This window comes from Chryseobacterium sp. (assembly GCF_022712095.1).
GTDB lineage: Bacteria > Bacteroidota > Bacteroidia > Flavobacteriales > Weeksellaceae > Chryseobacterium.
Genome location: NZ_JALAHD010000020.1, coordinates 1 through 16,902, shown reverse-complemented (window position 1 = coordinate 16,902; position 16,902 = coordinate 1). Strand labels below are relative to the sequence as shown.

At 35.9% G+C, this 16,902-nt stretch carries 13 protein-coding genes; 8 read left to right on the top strand and 5 right to left on the bottom strand.

The genetic code is table 11. From position 1 onward, the window contains the following. The first annotated feature begins 45 nt into the window (after positions 1-45). From ppk1 to Q0A18_RS01010, 4 genes are all read left to right on the top strand, one after another. Positions 46-2,118: a polyphosphate kinase 1 gene (gene ppk1, locus Q0A18_RS01025; RefSeq protein ID WP_292008311.1), complete on the top strand. Its 2,073-nt coding sequence runs from the start codon at positions 46-48 to the stop codon at positions 2,116-2,118. Next, positions 2,115-2,996 carry an exopolyphosphatase gene (locus Q0A18_RS01020; RefSeq protein ID WP_292008310.1) on the top strand — a complete coding sequence of 294 codons (882 nt, stop codon included), beginning with the start codon at positions 2,115-2,117 and terminating at the stop codon, positions 2,994-2,996. The genes ppk1 and Q0A18_RS01020 overlap by 4 nt, the downstream gene beginning before the upstream one ends. Before the next feature lie 129 nt (positions 2,997-3,125). After that, complete coding sequence (locus tag Q0A18_RS01015; RefSeq protein ID WP_292008309.1) at positions 3,126-3,785, top strand: NAD-dependent epimerase/dehydratase family protein; 660 nt, start codon at positions 3,126-3,128, stop codon at positions 3,783-3,785. A 226-nt stretch (positions 3,786-4,011) separates the two neighbouring features. Then, entirely contained in the window at positions 4,012-6,714 is a 2,703-nt protein-coding gene (locus Q0A18_RS01010) for a choice-of-anchor I family protein (RefSeq protein ID WP_292008308.1), read from the top strand. 119 nt (positions 6,715-6,833) lie between these two features. Here Q0A18_RS01010 and Q0A18_RS01005 read toward each other — a convergent pair whose 3' ends face one another. Together Q0A18_RS01005 and Q0A18_RS01000 are read right to left on the bottom strand one after the other, a co-directional pair. Beyond that, positions 6,834-7,082, bottom strand: coding sequence for a NifU family protein (locus Q0A18_RS01005; RefSeq protein ID WP_292008307.1), 249 nt, complete (start codon positions 7,080-7,082; stop codon positions 6,834-6,836). 35 nt (positions 7,083-7,117) lie between these two features. Next, positions 7,118-8,221, bottom strand: a complete 1,104-nt coding sequence (locus Q0A18_RS01000) for an Mrp/NBP35 family ATP-binding protein (RefSeq protein WP_292008306.1) — start codon at positions 8,219-8,221, stop codon at positions 7,118-7,120. A gap of 127 nt (positions 8,222-8,348) precedes the next feature. Here Q0A18_RS01000 and Q0A18_RS00995 point away from each other — a divergent pair, with 127 nt between their 5' ends. Beyond that, complete coding sequence (locus tag Q0A18_RS00995; RefSeq protein ID WP_292008305.1) at positions 8,349-11,150, top strand: GH92 family glycosyl hydrolase; 2,802 nt, start codon at positions 8,349-8,351, stop codon at positions 11,148-11,150. A gap of 98 nt (positions 11,151-11,248) precedes the next feature. On the opposite strand, the gene Q0A18_RS00990 is transcribed toward Q0A18_RS00995, so the two are convergent. Both Q0A18_RS00990 and Q0A18_RS00985 read right to left on the bottom strand, forming a co-directional pair. After that, positions 11,249-11,980: a phytanoyl-CoA dioxygenase family protein gene (locus Q0A18_RS00990; protein ID WP_292008304.1), complete on the bottom strand. Its 732-nt coding sequence runs from the start codon at positions 11,978-11,980 to the stop codon at positions 11,249-11,251. 12 nt (positions 11,981-11,992) lie between these two features. Next, entirely contained in the window at positions 11,993-13,243 is a 1,251-nt protein-coding gene (locus Q0A18_RS00985) for a cation:dicarboxylase symporter family transporter (RefSeq protein WP_292008303.1), read from the bottom strand. 214 nt (positions 13,244-13,457) lie between these two features. Here Q0A18_RS00985 and Q0A18_RS00980 point away from each other — a divergent pair, with 214 nt between their 5' ends. The 3 genes from Q0A18_RS00980 to Q0A18_RS00970 all read left to right on the top strand — a co-directional run bounded on the left by Q0A18_RS00980 (position 13,458) and on the right by Q0A18_RS00970 (position 16,365). Next, positions 13,458-13,940, top strand: a complete 483-nt coding sequence (locus Q0A18_RS00980) for a BON domain-containing protein (RefSeq protein WP_292008302.1) — start codon at positions 13,458-13,460, stop codon at positions 13,938-13,940. A 6-nt stretch (positions 13,941-13,946) separates the two neighbouring features. Then, complete coding sequence (locus Q0A18_RS00975; protein ID WP_292008301.1) at positions 13,947-14,366, top strand: SH3 domain-containing protein; 420 nt, start codon at positions 13,947-13,949, stop codon at positions 14,364-14,366. 142 nt (positions 14,367-14,508) lie between these two features. Next, positions 14,509-16,365: a CocE/NonD family hydrolase gene (locus Q0A18_RS00970; RefSeq protein WP_292008300.1), complete on the top strand. Its 1,857-nt coding sequence runs from the start codon at positions 14,509-14,511 to the stop codon at positions 16,363-16,365. Between the two features lie 22 nt (positions 16,366-16,387). Here the strand turns inward: Q0A18_RS00970 and Q0A18_RS00965 are convergent. Beyond that, on the bottom strand, positions 16,388-16,902 hold a 515-nt coding region (locus Q0A18_RS00965), incomplete at its 5' end, for an alpha-ketoglutarate-dependent dioxygenase AlkB (protein ID WP_292008299.1).

Sequence of the window (16,902 nt, the reverse complement as noted above, 5' to 3'; positions counted from 1 at the left end):
GTATAAAAAGTATATGAATTAGTATTTTTGATAAAATTATCTTACATGTCATTACATTTCAATCCCAGAGACATTACATGGTTAGCATTCAATGAAAGAGTATTACAGGAAGCAATGGATGAAAAAGTTCCTTTGCACTTGAGAATTCGTTTTCTTGGGATTTTTTCAAATAATCTGGATGAGTTTTTCAGAGTCCGTGTGGCAGGATTAAAAAGAGCCATGGATTTTAAGGATAAGATAATCGCAGAATCATTTTATCAGGCTCCTTCTAAAATCCTTCAAAGGATTAATGACATTGTAATCAGCCAGCAGCAAAACTTTGATAAAACCTGGAAAAAGCTTCTGGCAGAAATGGCAGAGCAAAAAGTATATATCAAAAATTCCAAAAACTTAACTGCTGTACAGAAAGACTTTGTAAGAAGATATTTCGATGAAGTAGTAGAATCCAATGTGATCCCGATTCTCCTTCATGAAAATACACCCATGCCCTACCTGAGAGATAAAAGTCTTTATCTTGGAGTAGCCATGAGAAAAAAAGACTGGCAATACCACAGCAATTATGCTATTATAGAGATTCCATCCAGATTCGTAGGAAGGTTTGTTCTTTTACCCACTGAAGATCCTGAAGAAAAAAATGTCATGTTACTGGAAGATGTTATTACATTCAATTTACCACATATTTTTTCTTATTTCGGATATGATGAATTTGCAGCCAATGCTTTTAAGGTAACAAAGGATGCGGAAATGGACCTGGATAATGACATCAGGACTAATTTTGCCGAAAAGATTGAAAAGGGGCTTAAAAACAGAAGAAAAGGTAAGCCTACAAGATTTGTTTTTGATAAAGATATGGATAAAGCGCTTCTTGAGCTTCTTATCCGTAAATTGAATCTTACCAAAAAAGACAGTATCATTCCCGGTGGAAAGATCCACAATTTCAAACATTTCATGGATTTCCCTGACGTATTTGAATCTTATGAAAAACCGGTGGAAAGAACTTCATTTACCCATCCTGCTTTTCAAAACGGAGAAAGGGTTACCGATGTGATCCTTAAAAAAGATATCTTGTTAACTTTTCCTTATCATAAATACAATCCTGTCATTGATTTACTGCGTGAGGCTGCTATGGATCCGGATGTTAAATCAATTCAGATTACAGCTTACCGCCTGGCAAGCAATTCCAAAATCATCAATGCATTGATCTATGCAGCCCGGAATGGTAAAGAAGTTACAGTAATGCTCGAATTACAGGCAAGGTTTGATGAAGAATCCAATCTCGAATGGAAAGAAATGCTGGAACCGGAAGGAATTACCGTATTGGTAGGAATTCCTGATAAGAAAGTACACGCTAAACTTTGTGTGATCAAAAAAAGAGCGAATAATAAAACTATTCAGTACGGTTTTGTAAGTACCGGCAATTTCAATGAAAAAACTGCCAGGATTTATGGAGATCATTTGGTTATGACTGCCGACAGGGGAATTATGGCTGATATCAATAAAGTTTTTAATGTGCTCAGAAAACCTAAAGAAGATTATCTGCCTGTTCTGAAAACCTGCAAAAACCTCCTGGTATGCCCTCAATTCATGCGTGAAAAAATCAGCCATCATATTGATAAAGAAATTGAAGAAGCCAAAGCAGGAAGAAAAGCTGAAATTATCGTTAAGGTGAATTCCCTTAGCGACAGAATGCTGATCACCAAATTATACGATGCTGCTAAAGCAGGAGTTATAATTAAAATGATTGTAAGAGGAATCTATTGCGCCGTTAATCAAAAAGAGTTCAAAGAAAAAATAAAAGCGATCAGTATTGTAGACGAATATCTGGAACATGCCAGAGTAATGTATTTTTATAATAAAGGTGCCGAGGATATGTACATATCTTCTGCCGACTGGATGACGCGAAACCTAGATTACCGAATAGAAGCCGCTGCAAAAATTACGGATAAAGACCTGAAAAAAGAAATAAAAGACATTCTTGATATTCAGTTAAACGATAATGTAAAGGCCAGAATTTTAGATAAGAAACTGAGCAACGAATATGTAAGAAATGATAAAAAAGAATGTCGTTCCCAAATTGAAACCTATAAATATTTGAAATCTAAAACAAACACGAAATGAAAATTGCCGCTATTGATATAGGAAGTAATGCAGCAAGACTTCTTATTAATGAAGTAAAAATTAATAATAACGTTCCGGAATTCATTAAACTTAACCTTCTGAGAATTCCCTTAAGGCTTGGAATGGATGTTTTCACCCTAGGTAAAATAGGAGAAGAAAGAGAAAAAATGGTCATTGATTCCATGAAAATATTCAGCGACCTGATGAAAATATATAAAGTAGACCATTACCGAGCCTGTGCAACAAGTGCCATGAGAGATGCTAAAAATGGAAAGAATATTATTGAGGAAGTAAAAAAGACGTCCGGAATTGATATTGAAATCATTACAGGAGATGAAGAAGCCACTCTTATTTATGAAAACCATGTGGCAGAAGGTTTAGATAAAGATTTCGCCTATCTTTATGTAGACGTCGGCGGTGGGTCTACAGAGCTTACGTTCTATGAAAACGGTAAAATGAAATATGAAAAATCCTTTAATATCGGAACTATACGGCTTCTCAATAATCTGGTAACCGAAGATAACTGGACTCTTATGCGAGAGGAAATAAAAAAGAATATCATCAGTAAAAAACCTATTGTCGCCATCGGATCCGGTGGAAATATCAATAAAGTTTTCTCTATGAGTAAAACAAAAGACGGAAAACCAATGTCTCTGGCTCACCTTAAAAAAACATATAAAGAACTTTCTGAACTTAGTGTAGCCGAAAGAATGACAGTATACAATCTCAGAGAAGACAGAGCCGACGTTATCGTTCCCGCATTAAAGATTTTTAATAATGTGATGAGCTGGGCGGATATCAATAAAATATTTGTCCCTAAGATATCAGTAGCAGATGGACTCATTCATAATATTTACAGTAAAATCCACGAATATTAATCAAATATTAACAATACATTCATAAAGCGAAGAATCTTTTTAAACAAATTAAGGTTTTTCGCTTTTTATTTTAAAAATTAAAGTAATTTTATAGAATAATACGTCTCAATATTATAAATATTTTGCATTATGAATTCAAATCCTATTAAAATAATTCTCACAGGCGCTACCGGTATGGTAGGAGAAGGTGTTTTGATGGAATGCCTTGAAAACCCTGCAGTCTCCGAAGTTCTGAGTATTAGCAGAAAACCTTCAGGTAAAAAACATCCTAAACTTAAAGAATATTTAGTAGCAGATTTTTTCAGCCTCAGTGTAAACGATGAAAATATAAAAGGATATGATGCCTGTTTTTTCTGTGCGGGAATCAGCAGTGTAGGAATGAATGAAGAAGATTACACCCGTATTACCTACGATACTACCCTTCACTTTGCGAAGGCCGTACTCCATCAGAATCCTGAAATGGTTTTTAATTATGTATCAGGAAGTCATACAGACAGTACTGAAGCCGGTAAAGTAATGTGGGCAAGAGTAAAAGGAAAAACAGAAAACGAGTTAATGAAATTGCCATTCCGAGACGTTTATAATTTTCGTCCCGGCTTTATGAAACCTGTAGACGGACAGGTCAATGTGAAGTGGTTCTTTAAACCTGTCATCTGGTTATTTCCCGTTTTACTTCCTTCTCAATCTTTAACATTACACGAAGTGGGAAAAGCAATGATCCATGCAGTCGCAAAAGGATATCCAACTCATGTATTAGAAATAAAGGACATTAAAAATCTGGCAAAATGAAACAAATGCTTATAAAAATAGTTCAGGTAATCATAGCATTTCTGATATTAGTAGCTATTTCCGGATTCCTTTATTTCAGGAGCCACCAATAATGATGATTTAATTATCATTCTAAAAAACATAAAAGAGAGATATAATTAAATTTTATTAATCATTTATTAAAATTTAATTAAAATATCAACCAATCTTATTGATCATTTTTGCATCAATTAAAATATCTGCAGAAATGATCAATAACTACCTATTCAAAGGAGCTGTGATTGCCGCTCTTTTTCTTCAATACGAAGTTTCGGGACAATCATCCCTCATCCACTATTGGAACTTCAATAATAATGCCTCAGAAACTTCTATTACTTCTCCCACTTCCTCCCTGATCAGCGGTTCACTTACTGCACTAGCAGGAGGCACAAGTGTTATAGACTTTGCAGGAGGTACCGGGCAGAACTTCAGTTCTCAAAATCTCAATGCCAGAAACGGAGATCCTTCGGGAGCCCATTTAAGATTCAATAATCCTATAGGTGGCAGTTTACAATTTTCCCTGCCTACCACAGGATATAATAATGTAATAGTAAAATTTGCCACAAGAAGGTCCGGCTCTGGAGCAGGAACTCAATTCTGGTCTTATTCAACAGATGGGATTAACTTTATACCTTATCAGACCATTTCTCCCCAGGATGCTGATCCCCAATTGGTGTCCTTTGATTTTTCGAGTATTTCAGGAGTATCCAACAATTCTAACTTCAAATTAAAGGTTGAATTTTCAACAGGTTCTGGAGGAAATGTCGGAAATAACCGTTTTGACAATTTTACAGTAGATGCAACTCCTATGGGAACTGCACCCGCGACAGTTATCAGTTGGGAAAAAAACTTCATTAAGGTGAATGAAGGTGCGGGAAGTTTGAATTTTGTAATTAATGTAAGTAATCCTGCCAATTCTACTGTAGATTTAATAGTGAAACCTGCTCCGTACAGCACAGCAGATTCTAATGATTTTACTCTGGCTAATCAAACTATTCAGATAAATCCTTCTGCAACAAGCTATACAGTCAACATTCCTATTACAGATGATACTATAGCCGAACAACAGGCGGAATATTTTGTAGTAAGTTTAGAAAATCCTGTAGGAGCAACTATTTCAGGTAATAATTCATCTACCATTTATATTGTCGATAATGACAAACCGGCTCCAGTTCCTTCTCACCAAATCCAGCTCAATTATATAGGAAGCTTTGACCCTTCAGGCAGTAATAACAGTTCTACGGAAATTGCCGTTCACGACCCGGCCAGTCAAAAGCTTTTTACAATAAGTTCTTTAACCGAAGTTTTTGATATCATCGATTTTAGTAATCCAGCAACTCCTGTCGTAACAAAAACCGTAAATATGGCTTCTTACGGCGGGATTACAAGTATCGCCGTGAAAAACGGTATTATTGTCGTATCCTCTCCTAATGCAGATCCTCAGCAAAACGGTTCTGTAGTTTTCTTTGACATCAACGGCAATTTTTTAAAACAGCTCAATGTAGGGGCTTTGCCTGATATGATTACATTTACACCTGATGGAACAAAAGTACTCACCGCCAATGAAGGTGAGCCTAACGATGCCTACACTATAGATCCTGAAGGTTCCGTAAGCATCATTGATATTTCAGGAGGAATCAGTAATCTGACCCAAAATAATGTTACCACATTAAACTTTAATAATTTCGATTCCCAGGAGTCTGCTTTAATGGTAACAGGACTAAGAAAGGTAAAATCTACAAGTACCTTATCACAGGATCTGGAACCTGAATATATTACGGTAAGCTCAGACAATCAAAAAGCATGGGTTACTTTACAAGAAAATAATGCCATTGCAGAAATTAATCTGGTTACTAAAACCATAACCGATATCTGGGGATTAGGCAAAAAAGATATGAGCCAGCCCGGAAACGGTTTCGATGCATCTGATAATAATAATGAAATCTTAATTGCCAACTGGCCCGTTAAAACTTATTATACACCTGATGCGGTACAGAATTATAAAGTGGGAAATACTCATTATATTGTTACAGCAAATGAAGGAGATGAAAAAGACTTATCAGGTTTCAGTGAGAGAACAACCGTAGGTGCCAATGGTTATAATTTAGATCCAACTCTATTTCCTCATTCCTCCGTTCTAAAGGAATCCTATAATTTAGGAAGATTCAGAGTAACCAGTGTCAACGGTGATACAGACAATGATAGTCAGTTTGAAGAAATCAATGCATTAGGAGCCCGCTCCTTCTCTATTTTTAATGCCGATACCAAACAGATTGTATATGACAGTGGTGACCAGTTTGAAAGATATATTGCCGCCCATCATGCTGATCTGTTTAATGCCGATAATGAAAGTAATACGCCTAAAAGCAGAAGCCGTGCTAAAGGTCCTGAACCGGAAGGTGTGGCATTAGCTACGATAAGCGGACAGACTTTTGCGTTCATAACACTGGAAAGAACAGGAGGAGTAATGGTATATAATATCACTGATCCTAATAACGTTACTTTTACAGATTATAAAAATCCCCGTTCAACTTCAGCGTATGGAGGTGATAACGGCCCGGAAGGTATTATTTATATTGCCCCGGAAAATACTACTACCGGAAAAGGCTATATAATCGTTGCCAATGAAATCAGCGGAACATTATCGATGTACGAAGTTGCACAGTCTGCTACTTTAGGAAACAATGAGGTAAAAACTGAGAAAGCAACTTTCAATGTATTCCCGAATCCTGTTAACAAAGGAAATATATTATATTTCAACAGAGTACAGGTGTATGAACTGTATGATATGTCCGGAAAATTTATCAAAAAAGAAAAAGTGGCTTTAACCATTGACACTTCCGGGCTTTCTACAGGAGTCTACCTGATTAAAACTTCAGAAAATGGAGTAAAAAGAGTGATGGTAAAATAAGTATCAAAAATGTTAAGAGAAGCTTCAGAAAATTCTGAAGCTTTTTTATTGTAGAAAGTCTTGACAAAAAAAGACAGGCTCAAAAACCTGTCTTGAAAAAATATATATCTTATTATTTTTTACTCTACACTTACCACTTTTTCAATTTCAGGAGCGTGTTGCTTAATTGTGTTTTCCACTCCTAATTTTAATGTTGAAAAGTTAACCGGACAACCTGAACAGTTTCCTAAAAGTTTTACAAAAACCTGGTTTTCCTTTACATCGATAAGTTCAATATCACCACCGTCTTTATTAAGGAACGGACGAATGCTCTCTAAAGCTTCCATTACCCTTGTTACGGTATCTTCGTGTGTTATATTTGTGTCCATATTTTTTTCGATTCGATTCGGTTTTTACAACTGATTTATTTTTTAGGCGAGCACCCTGCCATGGTAGTAATTTTCACAGCTTCCGTTGGAGGAAGGTTTTTATTTCTTTCTACCAGGCTTTCAATCATATTCTGTGCTGTTTTGGTATAAATCTCAGCAATTTTAGAACCTTCCTGTAAAGCTGCAGGTCTTCCTACATCTCCGGCCTCTCTGATACTCTGGATCAAAGGAATTTCTCCCAACACAGGAATTCCTAAATCATCAGCCAGATATTGTGCTCCCTGATTTCCAAAGATATAATATTTATTATCCGGCAATTCTTCAGGGCTAAAATAAGCCATATTTTCTACCAGTCCAAGGACCGGAATGTTGATACTTTCCATCTGGAACATTGCAATTCCCTTTCTCACATCTGCTAAAGCTACATGCTGAGGCGTACTTACAATAACAGATCCTGTTACGGGAACCTCCTGTATGATAGATAGATGGATATCTCCTGTTCCCGGAGGCAGGTCAATTAATAAGAAATCCAATTCTCCCCATGCAGCATCTCTGATCATCTGATTCAATGCTTTGGAAGCCATTGGCCCTCTCCATACCACTGCCTGATTAGCCCCGGAGAAATATCCTATGGAAAGCATTTTCACTCCATAGTTTTCAATCGGCTTCATCAGGTTTTTACCTTCTACTTCCACTGAAATAGGTTTTTGTCCTTCCGTATCAAACATGGTAGGAACTGAAGGTCCATAAATATCGGCATCCAATAGTCCTACTTTGAATCCCATTTTAGCCAATGTAACGGCAAGATTCGCAGCCACGGTAGATTTACCCACTCCGCCTTTTCCGGAAGCAATTGCTATGATATTCTGAATTCCCGGAATCTGTTTTCCTTTAATCTGACTTTGTTGAACCTCACTTGGTTCCGGAGAAACTATTTTAAGTTTAAGATGAATATCTTCTCCAAATTCACTGGTAAAGGCCTGCTTCATAGCTGCCTCCAATTTCTTTTTCTCATGCATAGCCGGAGAATGTGCTGTCATATCAATATAGACATCATTACCCATAATCTGCAGATTATTCACCAGATCATCTACTTCTATTTCTTTAAGGAAATCCTGAACCTGTTCTTTCTTCAACATAAATCTTTATAAATTGTTTTACAAATTTAAGCAAATTTTACCTATTTAGAATAAGTAAAGTTAATCATAGATAAATTCTTTTGCCAAACCAAATTTTATAGTACTTTTAAGAAATTTTATTTTAGAAATGAAAAAAACATTTATTTTTCTTTTAGGAATAGTATTTCATAATTTTTTTTCACAAAATTACAGTCAGTATGTTAATCCTTTTATCGGGACAGGAGGCCATGGGCATACTTTTCCGGGAGCAATTGTTCCTTTCGGAATGGTTCAGCTGTCACCGGACACAAGAATTGACGGAAGCTGGGACGGCTGTAGCGGTTATCATTATTCAGATTCTGTAATTTACGGTTTTTCCCATACCCATCTTAACGGCACTGGTGTATCGGATTACGGTGATATCATGCTTATGCCCACAATGGGAACTCCCAGTTTGAGTAATAAAGATTATTCATCCAAATTCTCTCATAAAAATGAACAGGCCTCTGCAGGATTCTATTCTGTAAAACTGGATAAAAACAATATCAATGTTCGGCTAACCACTACAGAGCGTGTGGGCTATCATGAGTACACTTTCAATAAATCAGGAAATGCCAATATCATATTAGATTTAAACCATAGAGATAAACTCCTTGAAGGTGAAGTAAAGATCATTGATGACAAAACAATAGAAGTTCTAAGAAGAAGTGAAGCCTGGGCTACCAATCAGTATATCTATGCGAGAATTGAGTTTTCAAAACCTCTGAACATTTCTAAAAAAGAAATTAATGGCAAACAGGAAAATAATATATATACAGGAACCCGCCTTGCCCTTTCTTTTTCTACTACTGTAAAAAAAGGAGAAAAAATTAATATTAAAGTTGCTCTTTCCCCCACATCTTACGAAGGTGCTGCAAAAAATATGTTAGCTGAAGGAAAGTCCAATGATTTTGAAGCTATAAAAAAACAGGCAGAAGAAAACTGGAATAAAGAACTGTCCAAAATAGAAGTTAAATCGGATAATAAAGATAAACTTACCGTTTTTTATACTGCTCTTTATCATGTGTTCACCCAACCTAATATTGCCATGGATATTGATGGAAAATACAGAGGAAGAGACAACAAAATCCATACGGCAGAAAATTTCAGTTATTACTCCGTTTTCTCACTTTGGGATACTTTCAGAGGAGCTCATCCTCTTATGACATTGATTGACAGAAAAAGAACATCAGATTTCATTAATACTTTCATCAAACAATATGAACAGGGGGGAAAACTTCCGGTATGGGAACTGGCTTCCAATGAAACAGAATGTATGATCGGATACCATGCCGTTTCCGTTATTGCTGATGCTATGGCAAAAGGAATTAAGGGATTTAACTATGAAAAAGCCTTTGAAGCTTCAAAAAACTCTGCCATGCTTGACATTTTTGGGCTAAATGCTTATAAACAGAACAATTTCATTAGTGTGGATGATGAACACGAAAGTGTTTCCAAAACATTGGAATACGCTTATGATGATTGGTGTATTGCCCAAATGGCTAAAATTTTAGGTAAAAAAGAGGATTATCAGTATTTTATGAAACGTTCTCAGAACTGGAAAAATTTATATAATCCTAAAAACGGATTTATGCAGGCCAGAAAGAACGGCAGCTGGTATTCTCCTTTTGATCCGAGAGAAGTCAATAATAATTATACGGAAGGAAATTCATGGCATTATTCTTATTTCGTACCCCAAGATATTCCTGGATTAATTTCCGCGCATGGAGGAAAAGCCAGATTCGAAGAATTCATCGATGGTATCTTTTCCGCTCCTGATATGACTACCGGCAGAGAACAGGTAGATATTACAGGATTAATCGGTCAGTATGCACAGGGAAATGAGCCCAGCCATCATATTGCCTATCTTTACAATTATGTAGATAAACCTCAGAAAACAGATGAAAAAATAAAATTTATTCTTGATAATTTCTACAAAAACAGCCCGGATGGGTTGATCGGAAATGAAGACTGCGGACAAATGAGTGCATGGTACATTTTAAGCTCTATAGGAATCTATTCTGTAACTCCTGGCTTACCGGAATGGGAAACCACTACTCCTTATTTTGATGAAATTACAATTCATTTAGAAGACGGAACGACAAGAACCATCACCAAAAATACAGGAAAAGCAGAGCTCCGAAAATTAGGCTTCGAAAATGTACAGCCTGTTAGAGATTTTAAATATTCAGAACAAACAGCAGCTCCTGTCATTTCAGCTGATCGTCTTTTTGATTTTTCCACTCAGGTCGAAATTACTCCTATGAATCCTAATGACAAAATCTACTATATGATCACCGAGGGAGCCGATACCAAAGGAAAGAAAACGTTCAAAACCTATAAAGCTCCTTTCACCATCAATAATACCTCCCAAGTTTCAGCCTATGCTGAAAGAAACAGGGAAAAAAGTGCAGTTGTAACTGCTAACTTTAATAAACGCCCTAATAACTGGGATATTAACATCAGTTCGACGGTTAATCCTCAATACACCGCCGGAGGAAAGTTTGCACTTATTGACGGGATCAACGGGACAACCAACTGGAGGAAAGGGGAATGGCAGGGATATCAGGGACAAAATTTTGAAGCCGTTATCGATTTCAAATCTCCTCAGCAGATCAGGAAACTTTCTTCTACCTACCTTCAGGATAGCAGAGCCTGGATCTTAATGCCTAAGAAAGTGGAATATTATGCTTCTATGGATGGTAAAAATTATATCCTTCTTAAAACCCTGGAAAATAACATTGATCCTAAGGATGAAAAAGTTCAGGTGGAAAACTTTTCAACTGATATACTTCCTACTGAAGCCCGTTTTGTTAAGATAAAAGCCTATTATTTCGGTAAGCTTCCGGCATGGCATCAGGGAGCCGGTGGTGATGCCTATATCTTCATAGATGAGATCTCCATACAATAACAATCACTAATCCCTATAAAAATGAATCCCTCCGAATATTCAGAGGGATTTATTTTTTTTAAGAATTATTTTATTTTACAAAATAAAGAAACAATAAGCTAATCATTATAATTTAGCCTTTCAGACCATTGCATCTCCTGCGGAAGTTCCTGATCAGAAAATTCAATATGAATTACCCTTCTCCTGTTGCCATTTATGGTTCTGTTGGAACCATGAAGGATCAAAGGCTTCATAATCATAATTCCTCCTTTTTTAACTTCATTTATACGCTCTATTTCGGTATTCCAATCAATCGTTTCCGGTCTGTAAATTCCTTTAGTATGAGAAGCTGGGACTACTTTTAGAGCTCCATTATCTTTGGTAGTGTCATCCAGATGAATCCTAATGGTATAAATATTTTCCAGAATAGGCAAAGGAGGCTGAACAGCAAACTGATTATGTTTGGTTGTCCAGGGTCCAAAATCAGGCAAATCAATTTTCCGGTCTACGGAAATTGTCAAATCCTGATGGTAAGCCACATACCAATTAGATGTTTCAGGCTTATCAAAATAGATGCTTTTAACCACAAAATATTGATCGCCAAATATCTTTTTGATAATTTCCTTTATGTTCGTATTAAAAACAAGATGGTTAATCTCCGGAACCTCTTTCAGAAACTGTCTGATGGCAAACAAATCTTCAGATTTCCTGAAATTTTCTTTGGAAGTATCTATTTTCTGAATCTCTTCTGAAATTTTTGTTATTTCATCGTCAGAAAATACATTCTCAATAATGGCATATCCATCATGGAGAACCTCTTGTTTATGTAGTTTCAGACCTTTAGCCTTCATCAAAATTTAAATTTATATATGTTCAGTAGGGCTGTCCAACTGTCCTTCCCACTTAGAAACTGCCGAAGTAGCTAAAGCATTTCCTAAAACATTGGTCATACTTCGTCCCATATCACAGAAGTGATCAATCGGTAAAATCAAAGCAATTCCTTCCGGAGGAATCCCGAACATAGAACAGGTGGCCACAATGATCACTAAAGAAGCTCTAGGCACTCCTGCAATTCCTTTTGAAGTAAGCATTAAAACCAAAAGCATGATAATCTGCTGTCCTAATGTCATTTCCACTCCATAAATCTGAGCAATAAAAATAGAAGCAAAAGTCATGTACATCATACTTCCGTCAAGATTAAAAGAATACCCCAGCGGCAGAATAAATGACACTACTCTATTATTACATCCGAATTTCTCCAGCTCTTCTACCAGTTTCGGGAAAACTGCTTCTGAGCTTGTAGTAGAAAATGCAATCAATAAAGGTTCTTTTATTCTTTTCATTAATTCGAAAAGACGATTTCCCAGAATAAAATATCCTACTATTAATAATACAAGCCAAAGGATTCCTAAAGCAAAGAAGAAATCACGAAGATAAATTGCGTAAACTTTGAAAATTTCAAAGCCATTTGTAGCCACTACTGCAGCTATAGCTCCTAACACCCCAAGAGGAGCAAACCACATAATATATCCTACCATCTTAAGAATGGCATGGGCTATGATATCAAATAATTTAATTACCGGCTGTGCATAATCATCCCCGAGATTAGCCAAGGCAATTCCAAACATAATGGAAAAAACCACAATCTGAAGAACTTCATTAGTTGCAAAAGCTTCGAATATACTTTTAGGAACCACATGTTTCACAAAATCTTCAAGGGAAAAACCTTTACTGGTTTTTAAAAGATCTGCAGCGGAAGCAGCATCCTGTATCGGCAATTTAGTTACATGTCCCGGTTCTAACCAATTGACAAGCATTAACCCTATGAAAAGAGAAACCAAAGAAGCTGAAACAAACCACAGCATAGCCTTTCCTCCTACCCTTCCGATCATTTTGATATCACTCATTTTAGCAATTCCTACCACAAGGGTAGTAAATACCAATGGTGCAATAATCATCTGTACGAGTCTGATAAAAATAGTTCCGAGAAGTTTGATGTTACCTGAGAAAGATTCTGCACTCTCAGGATATTGTATGTGTACAATCCCGCCTATCATTACTCCCAAAACCAGAGCAATAATAATAGCCACAAATAGTTTATTTTGTCCTTTCATAAATTGATCAATTGCACAAATATAATAGTTTTAAAATTTTAATTAAATCTAGATGGATTATTAAATTTTTATCCTTTATTAAATATTAAAATCACAAACAACTGAATACAAAGACTTTGAGTGAAAACCACAAAATATTTAGTTCAGTTTTACCCTTTTGGTATAAATTTTATTATTAAATTTGGTAGTATTAAAAACATTAAATAAATACTCTATGAAAAAAACAATCGCAATGGCTGCTTTAGCAATCGCAGTATCATTCGGAGCAGTATCATGCAAAAAGAAAGTTTCTGATGCAGATCTGCAGACTCAGGCTACTACTATTGTAACGTCTAATCCCGGTGCTTCTGTAGAAGTAAAAGACGGAGTAGCTCACCTAAGCGGAACTTTCACAGATCAGCAATCTAAAGATGCTATGATCGCTCAGCTGAAAGCCGTAAGCGGTATTAAAGACGTAATGGATATGGCTACTATAGCACCTGCTGATGTTCCTGTAGCAACTACTACAGCTGTGGATCCTGCAGTTCAGCAAAAAGTTCAGGATGCAGTGAAAGATTTTCCATCTGTAAAAGTAGAAGTTGTGAACGGTGAACTTACACTTACAGGAAATGTTTCTCCACTACAGGCTAGAAAAATCAAAGAATCCGTAGATGCTTTGAAAGTAGGAAAAGTTAATTTTAACTATACAGTAAAATAATTTAAGATGAGTACATTACAAGATAAATATTCAAGTGTAGTTTCTGCTGCTCAGTCTGCAGGGATTTCGAATCTTAAGGTTCAGGAACAGGATGGAATTCTTTATGTTTCAGGAAGTGCTTCCAATACAGCTGCTAAAGATGCGGTATGGAATGCTTTAGGAACTATAGATTCTACATATTCCGCTTCTGATATTAATATCGATGTACAGGTAGAAGGATTAGCTTCCGGAGCTTCTCTTACGGTAGCTACAGAAGAATCTAACCTGAATATCAGACAAGAGCCTTCTACAGATGCTGCTGTTGTAGGTAAAGCTGCAAAAGGTTCTTCCGTTACTTTGATCGAACAGACCTCTGACGATTGGTGGAAAGTAAAAACTGCTGATGGGCAGGAAGGATATGCTTATTCAAGATATTTGAGAGCATAATCTCAATATTTTATTATCATAAAGGAACTCTGAAATCATTTTCAGGGTTCTTTTTTTATAAATATCTTATATTTTATAAAAATTTGTAAAGGAATTTAATTGAAATCTATTTTTATTTTTAAATTCGTCTCAAATTTTGTTTATGAAAATCCATATTTCTATTGTACTTACCTTCTTTTTCGTATTTTACAAATCTCAAAATGTCAATTCCGATAGTTTTGTAAGGGATAACTTCACTAAAAAAGAAGTATATATTCCAATGCGGGATGGTGTAAAGCTTTTTACTGCCATTTACATTCCTAAAGATATCTCCGGTAAAAATAAATATCCGATGCTTATGCAAAGAACCTGCTACAGCATTGCACCTTATGGAGAACATGAATATAAAACCAAGCTTGGTCCCAATGAATACTTGATGAAGGACAAATACATTTTTGTTTATCAGGATGTCCGCGGAAGGTACATGAGTGAAGGAACTTTCACCAATATGACTCCTCAGGTAGAGCATAAAAGCAATAAAAATGTGGATGAAAGTACAGATACTTATGACACGATAGACTGGCTGGTTAAAAATATTCAAAATAACAACGGCAAAATAGGTCAGTTTGGAACGTCTTATCCTGGTTTTTATACTGCCGTAGGAACTTTATCAGAGCACCCTGCCTTAGTTGCTTCCTCTCCTCAAGCGCCTATTTTAGATTTCTGGAATGATGATTTTCTTCATAACGGTAAATTTATGCTGGGGTATTTCAGAACCTTTCCCGTTTTCGGGGTTCAGAAAACAAAACCTGAAAAACAAGCATGGTATACAGATTCCATGATCAAACCTACTTCAGAAGATGGTCTTAAGTTTTACAAAGAGATGGGAACCTTGAAAGACGGTTATGAAAAGTATTACAAGAATAACTTCTTTATGACTGAAATTATGAACCATCCGAATTACGATGAATTCTGGCAAAAAAGAAGTCTTTTACCTCATCTTAAAAATATCAATCATGCAGTAATGACCGTAGGAGGATGGTATGATGCAGAAGATCTTTCCGGACCTTTAAACATCTATAAAACCATTGAAAAAAACAGCCCTAAAGCCAAGAATACGATAGTAATGGGCCCTTTTTCTCATGGTGGCTGGTCGCGGGAAATGGGAAAACACTTTCATAATGACATTTATTTTGGCGACAGTATAGCTACTTATTATCAGAAAAATATAGAGACCAAATTTTTTAGCCATTACCTGAAAGAAAATACAAAACAAGATGCTGGTTTACCGGAAGCACTTATGTATGACACCGGATCCAAAGAATGGAAAGAATTCTCCACTTATCCTCCTAAAAATATACAGAAAATCAATTTTTATCTGGCCGACAATACATTGAAAAGTACTGCTGGATCAGGATTTTCAGAATATTACAGTGATCCTGATAATCCTGTCCCAAGCTCTTCTAACTTAAGGGATTTCAATGCTTTCACTCCAAGAAATTATATGTCGGAAGATCAGAGGTTTGCCACAGGAAGACCTGATGTTTTGACTTTTACAACGGATGTTCTTTCTGAAGATATTACATTGTCAGGAGAAATTATGGCTAAATTAAATATTGCATCCACTTCTACAGATGCTGATTTTGCAGTGAAGTTAATCGATGTCTACCCCGAAGATTTTATTCCGGTTGAGAAAAGAGAGGGTGTGATTTATGGAAATTACCATCAGATGGTAAGAAGTGAGATTATGCCGGCCAGGTTTAGAAATTCCAGAGAAAAAGGAGAAGCATTGATTCCCAATCAGAAAACAGCAGTGAATTTCAGACTTCAGGATGTATTGCACACTTTTAAAAAAGGGCATAAAATACAGATTCAGGTCAGCAGTACATGGTTTCCGCTTTTCTCTGTTAATCCTCAGAAATTCTTAGACAATCCTAATATGGCAACAAAGGAGGATTATACTAAAGCCTTCATCAAAATTTATAGTGATAGTTTTATAGAAGTCGGAGTATTAAAATAGAGAGCAAGATGCTCTCTATTTTTTAAACAGTTCTAAATGTAAGGTTAATTCTCGGTGTCTTTATTTTCATTTCCGGAGGTATTCTATGAAGCCAATGATCCTGTGTTTCTCCTTTCATTACCAATAGTCCACCATTTTCTAAAACAATTTCTATTTTTTCATTAGTCATCTTATGTTTAAATAAAAATTTTCGCTCAGCACCAAAGGTTAAAGATGCAATCGCTTTATACCTATTGATATCTTTTATTTTATCACTATGATAGGCCATTCCTTCACTTCCATCATGATATAAATTTAAAAGGCATGAATTATAGGTTTCACCTGATATTTCTTCACACCTCTTTTTCAAATTCAATAATTCAGATGTCCAAAGCTGAACATTTTTTTTTATACCAGAATAGACTATTTCAAATTCTTCATCACCAAACCATGCTACCTCTCGTTTAGCTATTATCCTTTTACCAGAATAAATAGCCTCAAAATTCTCCCACGCTATATGATTTAACAAATAATCATAATAAAAATCAGATTGTTCTT